General features: G+C 69.1%; 17 protein-coding genes. 4 read left to right on the top strand and 13 right to left on the bottom strand.

All coding sequences use genetic code 11. From position 1 onward, the window contains the following. Window positions 1-90 precede the first annotated feature (90 nt). Entirely contained in the window at window positions 91-1,860 is a 1,770-nt protein-coding gene (locus tag FKO37_RS45370) for a glycerol-3-phosphate dehydrogenase/oxidase (RefSeq protein ID WP_106961289.1), read from the top strand. A 33-nt stretch (window positions 1,861-1,893) separates the two neighbouring features. Here FKO37_RS45370 and FKO37_RS45365 read toward each other — a convergent pair whose 3' ends face one another. From FKO37_RS45365 to FKO37_RS45340, 6 genes are all read right to left on the bottom strand, one after another. Next, window positions 1,894-2,427 (bottom strand): GNAT family N-acetyltransferase, encoded by a 534-nt coding sequence (locus tag FKO37_RS45365; protein WP_205670288.1) that lies wholly within the window; start codon window positions 2,425-2,427, stop codon window positions 1,894-1,896. A gap of 172 nt (window positions 2,428-2,599) precedes the next feature. After that, on the bottom strand, window positions 2,600-3,877 hold the full coding sequence (locus FKO37_RS45360) for a sensor histidine kinase (RefSeq protein WP_238608566.1): 1,278 nt from the start codon (window positions 3,875-3,877) through the stop codon (window positions 2,600-2,602). Next, on the bottom strand, window positions 3,862-4,242 hold the full coding sequence (locus FKO37_RS45355; protein ID WP_067589759.1) for a DUF1707 domain-containing protein: 381 nt from the start codon (window positions 4,240-4,242) through the stop codon (window positions 3,862-3,864). The genes FKO37_RS45360 and FKO37_RS45355 overlap by 16 nt, the downstream gene beginning before the upstream one ends. 8 nt (window positions 4,243-4,250) lie before the next feature. Further along, the gene (locus FKO37_RS45350) at window positions 4,251-4,808 is read right to left on the bottom strand and encodes a DUF1707 domain-containing protein (RefSeq protein ID WP_134732567.1); all 558 of its coding nucleotides are present in this window, start codon (window positions 4,806-4,808) and stop codon (window positions 4,251-4,253) included. A gap of 54 nt (window positions 4,809-4,862) precedes the next feature. Next, window positions 4,863-6,656, bottom strand: a complete 1,794-nt coding sequence (locus FKO37_RS45345) for an acetyl/propionyl/methylcrotonyl-CoA carboxylase subunit alpha (protein WP_134669324.1) — start codon at window positions 6,654-6,656, stop codon at window positions 4,863-4,865. 102 nt (window positions 6,657-6,758) lie between these two features. Beyond that, complete coding sequence (locus FKO37_RS45340; protein ID WP_106961290.1) at window positions 6,759-7,079, bottom strand: SAV_915 family protein; 321 nt, start codon at window positions 7,077-7,079, stop codon at window positions 6,759-6,761. 29 nt (window positions 7,080-7,108) lie between these two features. Here FKO37_RS45340 and FKO37_RS45335 point away from each other — a divergent pair, with 29 nt between their 5' ends. Next, window positions 7,109-7,828: a hypothetical protein gene (locus tag FKO37_RS45335; RefSeq protein ID WP_037816055.1), complete on the top strand. Its 720-nt coding sequence runs from the start codon at window positions 7,109-7,111 to the stop codon at window positions 7,826-7,828. A 3-nt stretch (window positions 7,829-7,831) separates the two neighbouring features. On the opposite strand, the gene FKO37_RS45330 is transcribed toward FKO37_RS45335, so the two are convergent. The 6 genes from FKO37_RS45330 to FKO37_RS45305 form a co-directional block, all read right to left on the bottom strand. Next, window positions 7,832-9,178 (bottom strand): dicarboxylate/amino acid:cation symporter, encoded by a 1,347-nt coding sequence (locus tag FKO37_RS45330; protein WP_167754313.1) that lies wholly within the window; start codon window positions 9,176-9,178, stop codon window positions 7,832-7,834. A 103-nt stretch (window positions 9,179-9,281) separates the two neighbouring features. Continuing rightward, on the bottom strand, window positions 9,282-9,893 hold the full coding sequence (locus tag FKO37_RS45325; protein WP_043831863.1) for a nucleoside triphosphate pyrophosphatase: 612 nt from the start codon (window positions 9,891-9,893) through the stop codon (window positions 9,282-9,284). Window positions 9,894-10,274: 381 nt separating this feature from the next. After that, complete coding sequence (locus tag FKO37_RS45320; protein WP_134732569.1) at window positions 10,275-11,894, bottom strand: DHA2 family efflux MFS transporter permease subunit; 1,620 nt, start codon at window positions 11,892-11,894, stop codon at window positions 10,275-10,277. Continuing rightward, window positions 11,875-12,483 carry a PadR family transcriptional regulator gene (locus FKO37_RS45315; protein WP_238608565.1) on the bottom strand — a complete coding sequence of 203 codons (609 nt, stop codon included), beginning with the start codon at window positions 12,481-12,483 and terminating at the stop codon, window positions 11,875-11,877. The genes FKO37_RS45320 and FKO37_RS45315 overlap by 20 nt, the downstream gene beginning before the upstream one ends. A gap of 332 nt (window positions 12,484-12,815) precedes the next feature. Continuing rightward, the gene (locus tag FKO37_RS45310) at window positions 12,816-13,592 is read right to left on the bottom strand and encodes an SDR family NAD(P)-dependent oxidoreductase (RefSeq protein WP_238608564.1); all 777 of its coding nucleotides are present in this window, start codon (window positions 13,590-13,592) and stop codon (window positions 12,816-12,818) included. Next, window positions 13,589-14,188 carry a hypothetical protein gene (locus FKO37_RS45305; protein ID WP_037816047.1) on the bottom strand — a complete coding sequence of 200 codons (600 nt, stop codon included), beginning with the start codon at window positions 14,186-14,188 and terminating at the stop codon, window positions 13,589-13,591. The genes FKO37_RS45310 and FKO37_RS45305 overlap by 4 nt, the downstream gene beginning before the upstream one ends. A 132-nt stretch (window positions 14,189-14,320) precedes the next feature. Between FKO37_RS45305 and FKO37_RS45300 the strand changes: the two genes are divergently transcribed. Beyond that, on the top strand, window positions 14,321-15,232 hold the full coding sequence (locus FKO37_RS45300; RefSeq protein ID WP_238608563.1) for a LysR family transcriptional regulator: 912 nt from the start codon (window positions 14,321-14,323) through the stop codon (window positions 15,230-15,232). A gap of 40 nt (window positions 15,233-15,272) precedes the next feature. Next, the gene (locus tag FKO37_RS45295) at window positions 15,273-15,977 is read left to right on the top strand and encodes a tyrosine-protein phosphatase (protein WP_238608562.1); all 705 of its coding nucleotides are present in this window, start codon (window positions 15,273-15,275) and stop codon (window positions 15,975-15,977) included. On the opposite strand, the gene FKO37_RS45290 is transcribed toward FKO37_RS45295, so the two are convergent. Continuing rightward, a complete protein-coding gene (locus FKO37_RS45290) occupies window positions 15,967-17,268 on the bottom strand; it encodes an MFS transporter (RefSeq protein ID WP_037816042.1) in 1,302 nt (433 codons plus the stop codon). The two genes, FKO37_RS45295 and FKO37_RS45290, sit on opposite strands and share 11 nt — an antisense overlap. Between the last annotated feature and the right edge of the window lie 2 nt (window positions 17,269-17,270).

Here is a 17,270-nt window from a genome sequence, read left to right as displayed (position 1 = left end):
ATAAGCCGGGCGAACCAATGTGACCATGATCGTCATGGGTTCCGCCACACGTGTCACCTCGGGGTCAGCAGACGATCACGCAAGCGTGCGATGCTGGGGAAGGTGGAGCACGAGGAGGAACGAGTGGTGACGAATCCGCGCAACGGCAGCGACCCGGCCCAGCTGGGTCCGGCGGGCCGGGAGGAATCCTGGCGGCGTTTCGGCGACGAGACCTTCGACCTGGTCGTGATCGGCGGCGGCGTCGTCGGCGCGGGCACCGCGCTCGACGCGGCGACCCGCGGCCTGCGGGTGGCTCTCGTCGAGGCCCGCGACCTGGCGTCCGGCACGTCCAGCCGGTCGAGCAAGCTCTTCCACGGCGGCCTGCGTTATCTCGAACAGCTCGAGTTCGGCCTGGTGCGCGAGGCGCTGCACGAGCGCGAGCTGATGCTGACGAAGATCGCGCCGCACCTGGTCAAGCCGGTGAGCTTCCTGTACCCGCTGACACACCGGATCTGGGAGCGTCCGTACACCGCCGCCGGGCTGCTGATGTACGACACGATGGGCGGCGCCCGGTCGGTGCCGGGCCAGAAACATCTCACCCGCGCGGGTGCCCTCCGAATGGTCCCCGCGCTCAAGCGGTCGGCGCTGATCGGCGGCATCCGGTACTACGACGCGCAGTCGGACGACGCCCGGCACACGATGACCGTCGCGCGCACCGCCGCGCATTACGGCGCGGTGGTCCGGACCTCCACCCAGGTCGTCGGCTTCCTGCGCGAGGCGGACCGGATTTCCGGCGTGCGCGTGCGCGACGTCGAGGACGGCCGCGAGACCGAGATCCAGGCCGGCGCGGTGGTCAACTGCACCGGCGTGTGGACCGACGAACTGCAGCGGCTGTCCGGCGGCCGCGGCCGGTTCCGCGTGCGCGCCAGCAAGGGCGTGCACATCGTGGTTCCGCGGGACCGGATCGTGTCGGAGTCGGGCATGATCCTGCGCACCGAGAAGTCGGTGCTGTTCGTCATCCCGTGGCGCAACCACTGGATCGTCGGCACCACCGACACCGACTGGAACCTCGACCTGGCGCATCCGGCGGCCACCAAGCACGACATCGACTACCTGCTCGAACACGTGAACTCGGTGCTCGCGACGCCGCTGACGCACGACGACATCGAAGGCGTGTACGCGGGCCTGCGTCCGCTGCTGGCCGGCGAGAGCGAAGAGACGTCGAAGCTGTCGCGCGAGCACGCGGTCGCGCGGGTCGCGCCGGGTCTGGTGGCGATCGCGGGCGGCAAGTACACGACGTACCGGGTGATGGCGGCCGACGCCGTCGACGCCGCGGTGGTCGACCTGCCGGGCCGCCCGCCGTCGTCCATCACCGACAAGGTCCCGCTGCTCGGCGCGGACGGCTACCACGCGCTGGTCAACCAGGCCGATCACCTGGCCGCGGAGCACGGGCTGCACCCGTACCGCGTGCGGCACCTGCTCGACCGCTACGGCTCGCTGGTGCACGAGGTGCTTGCGCTCGCGGCGGACCGGCCGGAGCTGCTCAAGCCGATCGAGTCGGCGCCGGATTACCTGGGCGTGGAGGTCGTGTACGCGGCCAGCCACGAGGGTGCGCTGCACCTGGAGGACGTCCTCGCCCGGCGCACGCGGATCTCCATCGAGTACGCCCACCGCGGCGTCGACTGCGCCGAGCAGGTCGCGCAGCTGGTGGCTGGCGTGCTGGGCTGGTCGGAAGAGGAGACCAAGCGCGAGGTCGAGGTCTACCGGGCGCGGGTCGAGGCGGAGCGGGATTCGCAGCTGCAGCCGACGGACGAGTCGGCGGACGCGTTGCGGGCGGCCGCGCCGGAGGCTCGCGCGGGGCTGATCGAGCCGGTCAGCTGAGCTTTCCTCGTGAGTGCCGGGCAGAACCGGCACTCACGAGGGCTTGAGCACCCAGCGAATGAGCGTTTCCCCGCTGGGCGAGGGCCGGTCTTCGGGCCCGACCCGGCTGAACCCGGCCCGCCGCGCGACGATCTCGGACGCGGTGTTGCTTTCGTCGTGCCGATAAGCGATCTCGTGCAGGCCCAGCCGGGCGAACCCGAACTGGATCGCGGCCGAAAGCCCCACTGCCGCAATGCCTTTGCCTCGTTCGGCCGGATGCGTCCACACCGACGCCTCGGCGGTGCCGAAGTTGAGGTCCAGGTCGCGCAGCCCGACCTCGCCGAGCAGGCGGCCGGTCTCCGGCTCGGCGACGGCCCACGAGCAGCGCTCGTCGCACGCCCACTGAGCGGCGCGCAGCGTCACGTACTCGGTGGCCTCGTCGGGGGTGCGCAACCGGTAGTTCAGCACGTACCGCCGATGCTGCGGGTCCGCGAACGCCTCCATCAGCGCGGGCCGGTCGTCGAGATGCCGGTCCGCGCGCAGCTGGCGCAGGTAGTACGCGCCCGCGTTGATTTCCACGGGTTCCACGACACGAGCCTAGCCGTCCGGAGGCGGGAAATGGCTGCGTGCCGCGTCACGGCCAGGTCACCCGAAGTGGCGGGCAGCAGCGGTCAGCGAGGCGGGGACACGACATCGCGCGCTGGCTGGAAGCGTTGCCGCACAACGGACATGGCAGGTGTCGCGGCAGCGCCGAGGGCGGTCAGCTGGCTTGAGCGGGCGAAGGGATCGCCGGGAACTCCGCGTGCACGGCGGTCCCTTCCCCGCGCGCGGATTCGATGGTCAGCGAACCCGCCACCCGTTGCACCCGCTGGCGCATGGCTTCCAGGCCGAAGCCGGTGCCGTCGCCGCGGTCACCGGAAGCGAAACCTCTTCCGTCGTCCCGGACGTCGAGCATGACCAGGTCGCTCGTGTAGGTGAGCGTGATGCCGATCCGGGTGGCGTGAGCGTGTTTTTCCGCATTGGCCAACGCTTCCTGCGCCACCCGGTACAGCGCGACCTCCAGCTCCGGCAGCAACGGCTGGGCATCACCTGCGATGTCGGCGGTCACCTTGGCGCCGGAAGTGCCGGACACTCGATTTGCCAATCCTGCCAACGCTTCCGGCAGATGCGAGTCCGCTAATGGTTCCGGTCGCAACGCCTGAACCGCTCGGCGTGCCTCGGTGAGACTGTCCTTCGCCAGCGTGCGCACGTGGTCGAGATGCCGCTGCCGATCCGCGGCTTCGGCGGCCCGGTCGGCGGCCTGCAGCTGGGTGACGATGCCGGTCAATCCCTGGGCGACAGTGTCGTGGATTTCGCGAGCCATGCGCTGTCGCTCGTCGAGCACCCCGGCCTCGCGGGCTTGGGTGAGCAGTTGTGCGTGCAGCGCCGCGTTTTCCGTCAGGGCCGTTTCCAGCTGCGCGTTCGACTGGGCGAGTTTTTCGTTGGTGCGACGGCGTTGTTCGTTCTCCGCGCCGACGAACCACGCCACGTACAGAATCGGCCCGACGATCGACACCGCAGTGATCCATGGCGGCGACGGCTCCCAAATTCCCTTGGCCAGCAACGGAACCACCGCTGTCGCGGCCGCGGCGAAGATGCTCCAGCGGGTCGGGAACAACACGAACGCGATCGGGTAACCGATTGAAGCGAAGGCAGTGAACGGATCCACTCGCGAGGTGAGCACGGTCGCGCCAGCCAGCAGCACGACGAAAAACCCGATGGCCAGCCACGGTTTCCGCGTGCGCCTCGGGAAAACCGGGATCAGCACCAGCAACCACAGCCCGCTCGCCGCGGCGAGAAGCAGCGTGGTGCGCCATTGCGCGGGATCACCGTGTGGCTGACCGGCGGCGATGATCGTGCACACCGCGAGCGCCAGAATCCCGATCCCGGCGAACAGCGGGCCTGCCCATCGCTCGGCCTTCGGATCGACCGAGCCCGGCCGCAGCCCGATCATCGGACTCGGCCGCGTGCGTTCCGGCGGGCTCAGCGCCGCCGCCATCCGCTGAACAGGATCAGCAGCAACGGCAGCGCGAAGACGATCAGCAACCGTCCACGAGTCACGATGAGCACGACGACCGCCAAGGCGATGGAAAGCGGCACCGAATACCGCCACACGAACGCGCCCAGCTTGCCGTTGCCCGCGGGCACGACCGGTTCCGGCCGGGCCGTGGCCAGCAGCGCGCTCGGCCGCGGCGAGGGCAGGTCGTCGAAGAGCGGCACCAGTTCGCTGACCAGCTTGGCTGACGTGACCTTCGCCGAGCGGCTGCCGTACTCGTCGATGTCGAGGCGTCCGGTGCGGACGTGCTCGGAGAGGACATCGAGCGCGTCCTGGCGTTCGGCGTCGCTCAGCCGCAGGTCAGCCATGGTCCGCCTCAGCGGTCCAGCCGGCGCTGCCGCCGGTGCTCGTCGCGCATCGCGCGGAACTCCTCGCGGCGTTCCCGGTGCCGGTCGTGGTGGTGATGGTCATGGTGCTCGAAACCCTTGCCCCAGAGCGCGCGGCCGACCGCGGTGAGCGCGATCGGCGCGAAGATCACCGGCCATCCCGCGGTGCCGGTGGCGATCAGGGCGATCGCCGCGATCCACACCAGCGGCACCAAGGCGGCGACGGCACGTTGCCCTGCCGACCACTCCGGCTGCCGCGCGGCCACCTCGCCGGACGCCGCGGGCTGCGGCACAGGCAGCGGGGGCGGCACCGCGGCCGGTTCCGGCGCGGCGGTCGCGCCCGCGCCGAACACCGGATGCGGCACCGGAAGATCGGTGAACAGCTCGCCCAGTTCGCCCCGGGTTTTAGCCGCGGTGATCCGGGCGGATCGTTCGCCGAACTCGTCGATGTCGATCCGTCCCGCACTCATGTGCTCACCGAGCGCATGCAGCGCGGACTCTCGCTCCTGGTCGCTGATCCGCAGCTGCGGAGACGGAACCTCAGTCACGTAGTCGATGGTAGGCCGCGCGAGCGCGCGGCACCCACGACATTCAGCACAACTTCAGTCCTTGAGCTCCAAGAGTTGCGTTCCCTGCGTGACCGCGGAGCCGATCTCGACCGAAAGCCCGGTGACGGTGCCCGCTTTGTGCGCGGTTACCGGGTTTTCCATCTTCATCGCCTCGAGCACCACGATCAGCTCGCCCGCTTCGACGTGCTGGCCTTCCTCGACCGCGATCTTCACGATGGTGCCCTGCATCGGCGCGGTGACCGCGTCGCCACTCACCGCTGCCTTCGCGCCGCCTGCCCGCTTGCGCGGCTTGGCTTTCGTCGCCGCGGGCGCGCCGCCGCCTTCGAGGGCGAACCCGCCCGGCAGCGACACCTCGAGCCGGCGTCCGCCGACCTCGACCACGACGTTCTGCCGCGGCGCCTCTTCCTCGGCCTCGACGTCCGGCGCGACGAACGGCTCGATCTGGTTGTCGAACTCGGTCTCGATCCAGCGGGTGTGCACGCTGAAGCCGTTTTCGTCGCCGATGAACGCCGGGTCGTTCACGATCACGCGGTCGAACGGCAGCACCGTGGCCATGCCCTCGACCTCGAACTCGGCCAGCGCGCGGCGGCTGCGTTCAAGCGCGTTCTCCCGGTCCGAACCGGTGACGATGAGCTTGGCGAGCATCGAGTCGAACTGGCCGCCGATCACGCTGCCGGATTCGACGCCGGAATCGACGCGCACGCCCGGACCGGACGGGGCGACGAACTTGGTGACCGTGCCCGGCGCGGGCAGGAAGCCGCGGCCGGCGTCCTCGCCGTTGATGCGGAACTCGATCGAGTGGCCGCGCGGCGTCGGGTCCTCGGTGATCCGCAGCTTCTCGCCGCGGGCGATCCGGAACATCTCGCGGACCAGGTCGATGCCGGTGGTTTCCTCCGAAACCGGGTGCTCGACCTGCAGGCGGGTGTTCACCTCGAGGAAGGAAATGGTGCCGTCGACCGCGACGAGGTATTCGACGGTGCCCGCGCCGTAGTAGCCGGCCTCCTTGCAGATGGCCTTGGCGGACTCGTGGATCCGGGCGCGCTGGTCGTCGGACAGGTACGGCGCGGGGGCCTCTTCCACCAGCTTCTGGTGGCGGCGCTGCAGCGAGCAGTCGCGGGTGCCGACGACGATCGCGTTGCCGTGCTGGTCGGCCAGCACCTGCGCCTCGACGTGCCGCGGCTTGTCCAGGTAGCGCTCCACGAAGCATTCGCCGCGACCGAACGCGGCCACCGCTTCGCGCGTCGCGGATTCGAACAGCTCGGGGATTTCCTCCCGGGTACGGGCGACCTTCAGGCCGCGGCCGCCGCCGCCGAACGCCGCCTTGATCGCGACCGGCAGGCCGTGCTCGTCGGCGAACGCGATGATCTCGTCGGCGTCCTTCACCGGCTCCTTGGTGCCGGGCACCAGCGGCGCGCCCGCGCGCATCGCGATGTGCCGCGCGGTCACCTTGTCGCCGAGGTCGCGGATCGACTGCGGGCTCGGCCCGATCCAGGTCAGGCCCGCGTCGAGGACGGCCTGGGCGAACTCGGCGTTCTCGGAAAGGAAGCCGTAACCGGGGTGGACCGAATCGGCACCGGACCGCTTGGCGGCGTCGAGGATCTTGTCGATCGCGAGGTAGCTCTCGGCCGCGGTGTTCCCGCCGAGGGCGAACGCCTCGTCGGCGAGGCGCACGTGCGGAGCGTCGCGGTCCGGGTCCGCGTACACGGCCACGCTCTGCAGGCCGGCGTCCTTCGCGGCCCGGATCACGCGAACCGCGATCTCGCCCCGGTTCGCGACCAGGACCTTGGTCACCGGACCGCCTGTGCTCGCGGTGTCCTGCTCGCTCACCACATACCTCCCGTGCCCCGTCGCCGAGCTGCTGGTCAACCGGGAGTCTACGGACCAGGACCGGGCCTGGATTGAGAGGTGGACCACCCAGTTCGGTCCTGTTTATACCCGTCCGGCAGGGGCCTGATGCCGCAGTTCGGCCGGTAGTTCGGAGTCGAGCACGATGACGTCGTAGGGGTTGACCTGGTGCACGAGCGCCAGGTTTTCGGTGTTGACCAGGATCCACGGCTGGTGCTCGCCGCAGCAGTCGACGAGCCGGTCGAGCGCGGTGAAGGCGACCAGCGCGGTGCGGCCGTCCGGGGTGCGGCGCAGTTCGACGTTGGCTCCGGTCTGGCCGTCGGTGGTCGGGCCGGTGGGGCCGGTCGGCAGGTAAAGGGCCGGGGGCAAATTGGGGTTCGTCACTCCGACAACATAGACGGACACGGTGCGCAAGGTCGCTTACAGTCTCGGATATGCGGACTTGGCCGAAGCGCGTCCCGCGATCCGCGCTGCTCACCGCCGTTCTCGCGGCGGTGGTCACGGCGGCGGCGCTCGTCGTGGTCGTCACGATGCGCCCGAAGCCGGACGGCGCGGAGACCATGGCGCCGAGCGAGCCTGCCGCGGCTCCGGTCGAAGCACCGTCCTCGACCTGCGGAAACGGTCCGTGCAAGCAGCTGGCGGCGGTGAGCGTCGGCGGTACCCCGGTCGTGTTGCAGGCGGATGCCTCGGGCGGATCGGGCCGGGTCCAGGTCGGACAGCAGCCGTTCGAACTGGCGATCACGAACCTGGGCGCGAAGCTGACGGCGACTTCCCTGCGCTGTATCGACGGATCGACCGCCGCGTGCCTGATCCGCGGCGACGCGGCAGGCGGTTCGTACGGCGAATTGCTGACCGAGTCCGGTGGCGTGTGGCGCGACTACGGCAAGCCGTATTTCTCTGACGCCGGCTCGCTGTCGCTCTACGACGTGAGCCAGGACGGCCGGGCGGACGTGATCGTCGTCCGGCACGAATGCCCGAAGGCGGTGTCCGGCACCCCGCGCTGCCAGGCGGCTCCGGTGGTCGCGGAGGTATACGAACTCGACGGCGAGGTGATGGGCTGCACGAGCACCGTCACCTCGCCGTCGGATTTCCGCGGCTGGCCGGACGTCGAGCTGAAGAAAACCCAGCTGCGGCGTTGTTCCGGCAACTCCTGAGACTCAGGCGGTGGCGGGCCGGGCGGCGCCGCCCTCGTCGCGGTGGTTCGGGCGAGCGGTCTGGGTGTTGAGGATTTCGTCGTCGAGCAGGCCTTCGCTGCGCGCGACGATCGTCGGGACCACGATCTGGCCCGCGACGTTCGTGGCGGTGCGCATCATGTCCATGATCGGGTTCACCGAGTAGATCAGCGCGATGCCGAGCGCGACCTGCTTGGCGTCGAGTCCGATGAACGCGGTGGTCAGGGTGAGCGCGGTCAGCCAGCCGGTGGTGCCCGCGGTGGCCAGCGCGCCGACCACGGCGACGACCACGATGCCGACGTACTGGCCGAAGCTCAGCGGCACCCCGGCGAGGTTGGCGATGAAGATCGCGCCGATCGCCGGGAACACCGCGGCGCAACCGTCCATTTTGGTCGCGCTGGCGAGCGGGGTGGCGAAGGCGGCGTATCCGGGGTCGACGCCGAGGTTCACCGCGGACTGCCGGGTCAGCGGCAGCGTGGCCGAACTCGACTGCGACGCGAACGCGAACTGGATCGCGGTGCCCGCCTTGGCGAAGAACGTCAGCGGGTTCACCTTCGCGACGAACTGCAGCAGGATCGGGTAGACGACGAACAGGATCAGCAGGCAGCCGACGTACACCGCGATCGTGGTCGACAGCAGCGGACGGAACAGCGCGTCGCCGTAGTTGGAGACGGCGGCGCCGATCAGGCCGATGATGCCGATGGGCGCGAGGCGCACGATCCAGCCGAGGTAGCGCTGGACGATTTCGAAGACGCTCGTGGTGAAGTCGACGAACGGCTTCGCCTTGTCGCCGAGGCTGTAGGCGGCGGCGCCGATCACGACGGCGAGGAACAGCACCTGGAGCGTGCTGCCCTCGGCGAAGGCGGAGAAGAAGTTCTCCGGCAGCAGGCCCTTGATGAAGGCGTCCCAGGAACCCCAGTGGCTCATGCTCTTCGCGGCCTTGTCGGCGTTCTTCGCGGTGGCCGCGACGCCCTCGCCGAGCCCACCGGAGCCGGGGTTGAACAGCTTGCCGATCGCGATCCCGATCAGCGAGGCGATGAACGACGTGATCGCGAACCACAGCACGGTCTTGCCGCCGAGCCGCGCGGCGGTGCGGCCGCCGCCGAGGCCGCGGAGGCTGTTGATGCCGACCACGATCGCGGTGAAGACCAGCGGGATCACCGCGATCTGCAGCAGGGTCGTGAAGATCGTGCCGATGTGGTCGAGGGTGTCGGTCAGCCAGCCGGCTTCAGTCGTCCGCGCGAGCACGCCGAGTCCGGCGCCCACGACAAGCGAACCGAGCACGGCCGCGGCGAACACGCGCGGCTTTGTGTACGTCCTTGCGAAGGACATGTGCCACCCCAGAGAGGTCGAGAGTTTCCGCTGACCCGGGTGCGGGCCGGAATCGACTTTCCCTGATCACTCGACCGAGTGACACATCGTCCCAATATGTGAACTAGTTCCACATTTCGGTCACGCTGACGCCCACCTCGGCGAGCAGCTGGCGCAGCAGCGGAAGACTGATCCCGATCACACTCGACGGGTCCCCTTCGACCCCCTCGACGAACCATCCGCCGAGCGCGTCGAGCGTGAACGCCCCCGCGACGTGCAGCGGTTCGCCAGTGGCGACGTAGGCATCGATCTCGGCCTGGCTGGGGTTGGCGAAGTGCACGGTGGTGGAGCGGGTGCCGGAGGCTTCCTTGGTGCGCTGCCCGCCGTCGAGCCGGACCACGGCATGCCCGGTGAGCAGGACGCCGGAGCCGCCCGCCATCCGGGCCCACCGCTCCTTCGCGACCTCGGCGGTCGCGGGCTTGCCGACCATCTCGCCGCCGATGGAAAGCATGGAATCGCAAGCGACGATCACGGCGTCTGGCTCGGAAACCATCTCGACTACGGCGTTGGCCTTGGCCTTCGCGAGAGCCAGGACGAGTTCGGCGGGTTCGGGATCGGTGAGCGCCGCCGCGACGGCGTCCTCGTCGACACCGGACACGACAACGGCCGGGTCGAGACCGGCACTGCGCAGGACAGCGAGGCGGGCGGGGGACTGGGAGGCGAGGACTAGACGCACAGGCGAACGCTACCTCGACGGGGACGGGTTGGGGGTGTGGCCCGGGGGCGGTGATTTGGTGCCGCGGGTTTCGCGGCCGGATTCGCGAGGCGGGCGTCGTGGCACCGGGTCGCGAGCCGGGCGCGAGGTCTGGCATTGAGCCAGGATCCCGGCGGGGCGTGCGCAGGGATGCCGAGCCGGTGGTTGCTGGGCGAGGAACGTGCCTGGCACGCCCGGGCTTTCTGTGCATCGGCAGACCTCGCCGCTGCGGTGGCCGCCGCGCGAGGAATTGCGTCGGGAGCCAACAACGCTGCTGTGGGACGAGAGTCGCGTGGATTGTCTCTCGCCGCCTCCCTCGGCCCCGGCTGGAGTGGGGTCCAGCCGGGGTCGAGGGTCAGCTCGTCAGCGGGCTGGTTCTGGGGTCGGGGCGGTCGGCGCGGGGGTATGCGGCCTAGGGGACACCCGGCGCAAAGCCGCTGCTGACAAAACTCCCAGTATCAGCACCGCGATCGGCAGGATCAGTGTCGCGCGGGCGGCGTCGGTGAGTCCATTGTGGACAACCTCGCTGGCGAGGCGGCCTGCTTGGGCGGCGATGTCCGCGGGGAGGCCGGGGATGGGGGATGGGCCGCCGGAGGAGCCGAATTCGCCGGTGGACGCCGCGGCGTGGGCGATGCCTTCGGTGAAGGGGGCGCGGTACTGCTCCGGCAGTTTCGCGGCCGCGGTGGCGGCCTCGCTCGTGATCGACGCGCTGATCCTCGCTTGCAGGAGCACGCCGATCGCGGCGCTGCCCAGGACGCCGCCTACCTGGCGGGCGGTGTTGAAGATGCCCGAGGCGGTGCCGGTGAGCCGCGGTTCCACCGACGCCATCGTCAGGTTGCTCATGGGGGAGAAGATGCAGCCGACGCCGAGGCCGCACACCAGCAGGGCCGGGATCAGTGCCCACGGGCTCGTGTCCGGTCGTGCTTGCAGCGCGATGATGCCGACGCCCGCGGCGAGCAGGGCCAGGCCGCCCATCACCAGGTACTTGCCGTTGATTTTGTCCGAGGCGCGGCCGACGAAGGGGGCGATCACGCCGGACAGCAGCGACATCGGGGCGGTGAGCAAGCCCGCCATGGTGGGGGAGAGGCCGAGGACCGTCTGGATGTAGATGATCAGCGGCAGGAACATGCCGGTCATCGTGAAGCCGACGGTGGTCGCGGTGAGCGTGCCCGCGGAGAAGTTGCGGTTCGCGAACACCTGCAGCGGGACCAGTGGTTCGCGGCGGTTGTAGTGCTGCCACAGCACGAAAGCGATCAACAAGACCACGCCGGCGCCGATGATTTCGAAGACTGTGATGCCGCCGAACACCGTGCCCCAGTCGTACTGCTGTCCATTTTGGACACCGAAGACGACGCAGAACAGTCCGGCCGCGGACAGCAGGATGCCGATCAGGTCGAACGAATGCGAGTGCTTCGGCTGCCAGTCCGGCACCAGCCACAGCGTCAGCGCGATCGCGACGACGCCGATCGGCACGTTCACGTAGAAAATCCACTCCCAGCCGAGGTGCTGCACCAGCACACCGCCCAGCAGCGGGCCGGTGATCGTGGCCAGACCGGCGACACCGCCCCACGCGCCCATCGCCGCGCCGCGCTTCGCGGGCGGGAACAGGTGGCTGATGAACGCCAGCGTCTGCGGCGTCATCAGCGCGGCGCCAAGGCCTTGCACGGCACGGGCGGCGATCAGCATCTCGACATTGCCGGAGAGACCGCACCACAGCGACGAAGCGGTGAACACCACGAGCCCGGCGACGAACACGCGCTTCGGGCCGAAGCGGTCGCCGAGGCGGCTGGTGAACAGCATCGGCACGGCGTAGGTGAGCAGGTAGACGCTGATCACCCACACCACCGAGTTCAGCCCGGCGTCGAGGTGCTGCAGCATGGCGGGCACCGCGATGGACACGATCGTGGTGTCCAGCAGGATCATGAAGAACCCGATGCAGAGCGCGCTGAGCGCGGCCCACGGGTTAACCGGTCTTGCGTTCATGGTTTTCCTTGAGCTTGAGTTTCTTGTCCTGGAAAGGGATCCGGCCGCTGTCGAGGTCCGCGAACAGCTGCTCGATCCACGCGAGCTCGAACTTCCGCTGCGCTGCGCTGAACCGGAAGTCGAGCCAGTAGATTTCGGGGGTGCCGTCGGATTCCAGCCGCTCGAGGATCACCTGGTCAGCGGCCACGCCCGCGCGCAGCCGGGTGATCCGGTGCTCTAGTTCGAGCAGCGCGACGTCGCGTCCGAGGTCGTCGATCACGGCGAGCCCGCTGAGCACGTCGCTGTAGTCCGGCACCACGTCGCCCAGCATTTGCCGGGCGCGTTCCTGGAAGGCGTCTTTGCCCGCGGCCGTCATGGCATACACCGTGCGCTCCGGCCGCTTGCCGTCCCGCTGGGTTTCGACCACATCGACGAAACCGTTGCGCTGCAACCGATCCACCGTGTGATAGAGCGAGCCTGCCTTGAGCTTCACGCGGGTTTCGACGTGCCGTTCCCGCATCAGCTGGGCCATTTCGTACGGGTGCATCGGCCGCTCGTGCAGCAGCTCGAGCACGGCGACGCCCAGTGCCGTGAGCTTGGCCGCGACCATGACGGTTCCTCCAGAAGATCCAATCGAGTGACCCAACGTGGGTTATTCCACGTGGACTATACGGCGTGGAGCAAGCTGTGGTCCAGTGTGATCCGCGCTGGTGAGCAGCTTGTCGCTGACGGTGACGGGTGGTGCGTGATGGGGCGAGCGTAACCACGACCACCGACAAAAACCGGCGATCGCCTGTTCGACCACCGTTTTCCGACCCGTCGCGGAACCTGATCGAACGCCGCCGATCCGCGTTCACCGCAGTTGGCAGCACGACCAAAGCGGCGGGCCGCGGCGTCCTCTCCTGACGCCGCGGCCCGCCGCTCCCGGTGTGCTGTTGTGGTTCAGGACATGACCGCACCGCCGTCGACCGCGATGGTCTGACCGGTGATGTTGGCTGCCTTGTCCGAGAGCAGGAACCCGACCGTCTCGGCGATGTCGGCCGGGGTCTGCGGGCGTTTCATCGGGACCATCCGGTCGACGAACCCGGCGAAGAGCTGTTCCGGAGTGGCGCCGGCCGCGGCGGGATCGTTCGCGACCATCCGCTCGGTGGCGCTCCGCCACATGTCAGTCCAGATCAGACCGGGCATGACCGCGTTGGCCCGCAGCCCGGTCGGAGCGCCGGCCCGGGCCACCGCGTGCGTCATTTCGAGGACCGCGGCCTTGGACGCGCCGTAGTCGGCGATCGTCTCCATTCCGAGGCGGGCGCCGATCGAAGCGATGTTGACGATCGCGCCGGGGCGGCCGGCGCGGCGGCGGAGAAGTTCCTGGCACGTCAGGAAAGTCCCGCGAGTGTTGATCGCGAACGTGCGATCCCATTGCCGCACGGTCAGCTCCGTGAACGGGGTCAGCACGCCGCCGACGCCCGCGACGTTGGCCAGCGCGGTGACCTCGCCGAGTTGTTCTTCGGCAAGGGAGAACGCGGCTCGCACCGACGAGTGGTCACTGACGTCGCAAAGGGCGTGGGCAACCCTGGCGCCGTCGGCGGCCAGCTTCGCCGCGGTCTCGGCGAGACGGCCGGAATCGATGTCGGTGAGCAGGACCGCGTGCTCCTCGACCAGCCGGGCGGCGATGGCGGCGCCGAGACCGCCCGCGGCCCCGGTGACCAGTGCGACGCTCACGGCAGGACCTTCTCGATCTCCGGGGCGAGCAGTTCGGCGGCCCGCGCCGCGGTGATGATGTCGGCCGGTTCGAGCGGGATGATCTCCCGGGAGGCGGTGTCCTCGTAGACGTGCTCGCCGATCAGCCTGCAGTTTTCGTCATAGGGCCAGTGGAACGCGAGAGTGCGCTTGAGCAGGTGCATGTCCCCGGGATCGTCCCCGGCCCGCACCGAACCGAAGACGGTGTCGCCGAGCATCGCGCCGGGCACGAACTCGAAGAACTCCAGCTCGCCGGAGAATCCGCGGTCGTTGACCGCGATGTCCTGGTTGCTGACCCACATGACCAGTGCGTTCGCCTCGATCAGAGACTGGTAGAACGCCTTGACCTCGGCCATCCCGTCCAGAATCAGCGAGGTGCCGGACTCGTGGATGCGGTAGTGCGGGTGCTCCACGGTCATGGTCGGCGCCAGCAACTCCTCGTAGCGTCCCGACACCTCCAGCAGCGCGTGCAAGCGGTAGTTCTTCAGGATCGCGCGGTGGCGCGGGTTGTCGGTTTCCGCGATCTGCTTCTCCAGGCTTGCGAACATGTTCTGGAAGTCGTGCTCGTAACGGCTCACCGTTGCTCCTCGTCGAGTCGGTTCGGGGTAGCCCCAACCCTGGGCGCGCCGCACGGGAAGGTCCATGACAAGCCTGTCGCCTCCCGTGAACTCATCGGTTAACCTCGCAGGTCACCGTCCCGAGGAGTCGGCGTGGACCTCAACCTCCATCTCGTGCGCTACCTGGTCGCGGTCGTCGACGAGGGGCACTTCGGCCGCGCGGCGGACAAGCTCTACGTCAGCGCCCCGGCGTTGAGCCAGCAGATCCGCAAACTGGAACGCACGCTCGGCGCCGAACTGCTGGACCGTTCCGCCCACCCCGTCCGTCCCACCCCGGTCGGCCGCCGTTTCCTCGACGAGGCACGGCAAGCACTGGCCGCGGCCGACCGTGCCGTCGCCGCCGTCGAGGCCCACCGCCGGGAACTCGCCGCCACGCTGCGGGTCGGCTTCATGAGCGCCTCGGCGGGCCCGCTTGTCCGGAACATCGTCGACACGGCACGGCGCGAGGAGCCCGGACTGTCGATCCGGATGGTGGAGCTGCCGTGGTCGCAGCAGGCCACGACGGTGCGCGACGGTGAAGTCGACGCCGCTTTGGTCCGGCCTCCCATTGCCGACGCTACGGGTCTCCGCCTCGATGTCGTGCACCATGAACCCCGGGTCGTGGCGCTGCCGGTCACCCATCGCCTCGCCTCGCGGGACGCGGTCGAACTCGCCGACCTCGACGGCGAAATCCACCTCACCGACGACGACGCCGACCCCGCCTGGGTGCGCTGGTGGGCCTGCGATCCCCGCCCCAGCGGCATTCCCGTCCGCTACGGCCCGTCGGTCCGCACCATGGACGAGATGCTCGAGGCCGTCGCCGGAGGGCAGGCCATCGTGATCACCGGCAGCTTCGTCGCCGACGGCTATCGACACCCGCACGTCGCGTTCGTCCCGATCACCGACGCCGAACCCTGCCCGATCTCCCTGTGCACCCGGGCCGCCGACACCTCGCCGCTCGTCGGAGCATTGCGCAATGCAGCACGCGCACTGCGTCCTCCGCAGACGGACTGCGTCGACAACTGACTGGTTGCCCGCAGCGAGAGAGCCGGGCCAGGATCGGCTGATGGGCGAGAACCGGGCAGTGGGATGGGAAGGCTTCTTCAACACCCGAGACCTCGGCGGTCTCCCGACCCGATCCGGCGGCGTCACCCGCTCCGCGCGGTTCTATCGGTCCGCCAGCCTCCGGTTCGTCACCGGCACCGGCTGGGCTCAGGCGAGCGAATCCGGCCTCCGCACCATCATCGACCTGCGCAACCCCGCCGAGATCAGCACCTACGCCGTCACCGTGCCGGCCGGGATGACGCGTCTCGAAGTTCCGCTGGACGACGTCGAAGACACCGAGTTCTGGCAATACATCGCCGACGAGCAACTCGACGGCACCCCGCTGTATTACCGCGTTTTCCTTGACCGCAAAGCAGAACGCTGCGCAACCGTCCTGAAAGCGCTGGCCCGGGCCGAAAGCGGCGTGCTCTTCCACTGCACTTCCGGCCGAGACCGCACCGGCCTCATCTCGCTCCTCCTGCTCGCCCTCGCCGATGTCGACCCGGAAACCATCGCCGCCGATTACGCTCTCTCCACCGAAGCCGTCCTCCCGCTGTACCGGGCGTTAGGCGTCGAAGACCAAACCGCGCTGCTCGAAGCAGCTTTGGCCCGCCGTCAGACCACGTTCCGGGAAGCCGTCCTGGCCACCCTCGACGGCTTCGACGTCCGTGACTACCTCGTCCGCGCCGGCATGGCCGCGGACGAGGTAGACCGGCTCAGTCGGTGACCTGGTGCAGCTTCCGGGCCCGGCGGCTGCCCAGCGAATACCACCCGGCGATCCCGGTGCCGACGGTGAGCGCGGCCGCGCTGATGCCCAGCGACCAGTGCACCCCGACCGCGGAACCGAGCAGCCCCACGGTGAATCCGCTGCCCGCGCGGAGACCGTTGGCGGACACGCTGTACACGCCGATCACCCGGCCGCGTTCCTCCGGTTTCGCCAGCAGTTGCACGACGGTCTGGCCGATGGACATCGACGCCAGGTTCGCCACGCCGCCGATCACCAGCAGTGCCACCGCGATCGGATAGCTGGCGGTCATCGCGAAGAACAGGCTCGAGAGCCCGTAGATCGCCGTGCTGATCACCGCGGCGGGCACGTTCGGTTTGATCTTTCCGGTCGCCTCCAGCAGGATCCCGCCGATCACGCCGCCCGCGCCGTTGGCGAACAGCAGCACGCCGTACGCGGTTCCGGCGCTGCCCGCGCCGAGGTCCTGGGCGAAGATCGGCATCGAACTCTGCATGGAAGCGCCGACGAAGAACGCGCCGAGCCCGGCGAGGATGATCATCCCGACCATCGTCGGGTTCCCGCTGATTTCCTTGAGGATCCGTACCGAATCCATCAGCCCGACCCGTGGCCGACGGATGATTCCGCCGTCTCGCGTGTGTCCGGTGAACTTGGTGCGGAACAGGAACACGGTCAGCGGCAGGTAGAACGCGACGTTCACGAAAATGCCCGCCACCGGACCGAGCCCGAGCAGCAGCGCCGAGCCGACGACCGGGCCGAAGAGGATGCCCAGGCTGCGGAAGGTGGCGTTGAGCCGGACCGCGCTCGGCAGTTCGGCGGGGCCGACGAAATCGTGCAGCATCAACTGCTCGCCCGGACCCCAGATCGCGCCCGCGCAGCCGTGCAAAATCAGCAGTACGCAGGCACTCCACACCTCGAGCGTGTCGGTGAGGATCAGCACGCCCCACGCCGCGGACACCGCCATGAACAGCACCTGCGCGGCCTGGATGATCCGGCGGCAGTCGTGCCGGTCGGCCAGTCCGCCGAAGTACACCGAGAACAGCAGGAACGGCACCCAGTGGCTGATCACCTCGAACCCGGTCAGCGCGGGCGACTGGAACTTCTCCCACAGCACCCAATAGGTGATGACGTGCTCGATGTTGTCCGCCATCATCGCCAGGCCGGTGCCGATCAGATACGGACGGCAATCCTTGTTGTACAGCGCCGCGAATTTGCGCGGGGCTGCGGCGACCCCGGATTCGGGTTGGTGCGTCGGCACCCCGCACGCGGAACACATGA

It is taken from the genome of Amycolatopsis sp. Poz14 (assembly GCF_006704225.1).
Taxonomy (GTDB): Bacteria; Actinomycetota; Actinomycetes; order Mycobacteriales; family Pseudonocardiaceae; genus Amycolatopsis; species Amycolatopsis nivea.
Note: the sequence above shows the minus strand (reverse complement) of the source record. Positions and strands in the feature narration are given on the sequence as shown.

Bases quoted from the DNA above. Each gene is read 5' to 3' on its own strand.
- FKO37_RS45335 (WP_037816055.1), top strand. From the start codon at position 7,109: ATGCGGACTTGGCCGAAGCGCGTCCCGCGATCCGCGCTGCTCACCGCC.
- FKO37_RS45290 (WP_037816042.1), bottom strand. From the start codon at position 17,268: ATGTGTTCCGCGTGCGGGGTGCCGACGCACCAACCCGAATCCGGGGTC.
- FKO37_RS45360 (WP_238608566.1), bottom strand. From the start codon at position 3,877: ATGGCGGCGGCGCTGAGCCCGCCGGAACGCACGCGGCCGAGTCCGATG.
- FKO37_RS45370 (WP_106961289.1), top strand. From the start codon at position 91: ATGCTGGGGAAGGTGGAGCACGAGGAGGAACGAGTGGTGACGAATCCG.
- FKO37_RS45330 (WP_167754313.1), bottom strand. From the start codon at position 9,178: ATGTCCTTCGCAAGGACGTACACAAAGCCGCGCGTGTTCGCCGCGGCC.
- FKO37_RS45295 (WP_238608562.1), top strand. From the start codon at position 15,273: ATGGGCGAGAACCGGGCAGTGGGATGGGAAGGCTTCTTCAACACCCGA.
- FKO37_RS45355 (WP_067589759.1), bottom strand. From the start codon at position 4,242: ATGGCTGACCTGCGGCTGAGCGACGCCGAACGCCAGGACGCGCTCGAT.
- FKO37_RS45320 (WP_134732569.1), bottom strand. From the start codon at position 11,894: ATGAACGCAAGACCGGTTAACCCGTGGGCCGCGCTCAGCGCGCTCTGC.
- FKO37_RS45315 (WP_238608565.1), bottom strand. From the start codon at position 12,483: ATGGTCGCGGCCAAGCTCACGGCACTGGGCGTCGCCGTGCTCGAGCTG.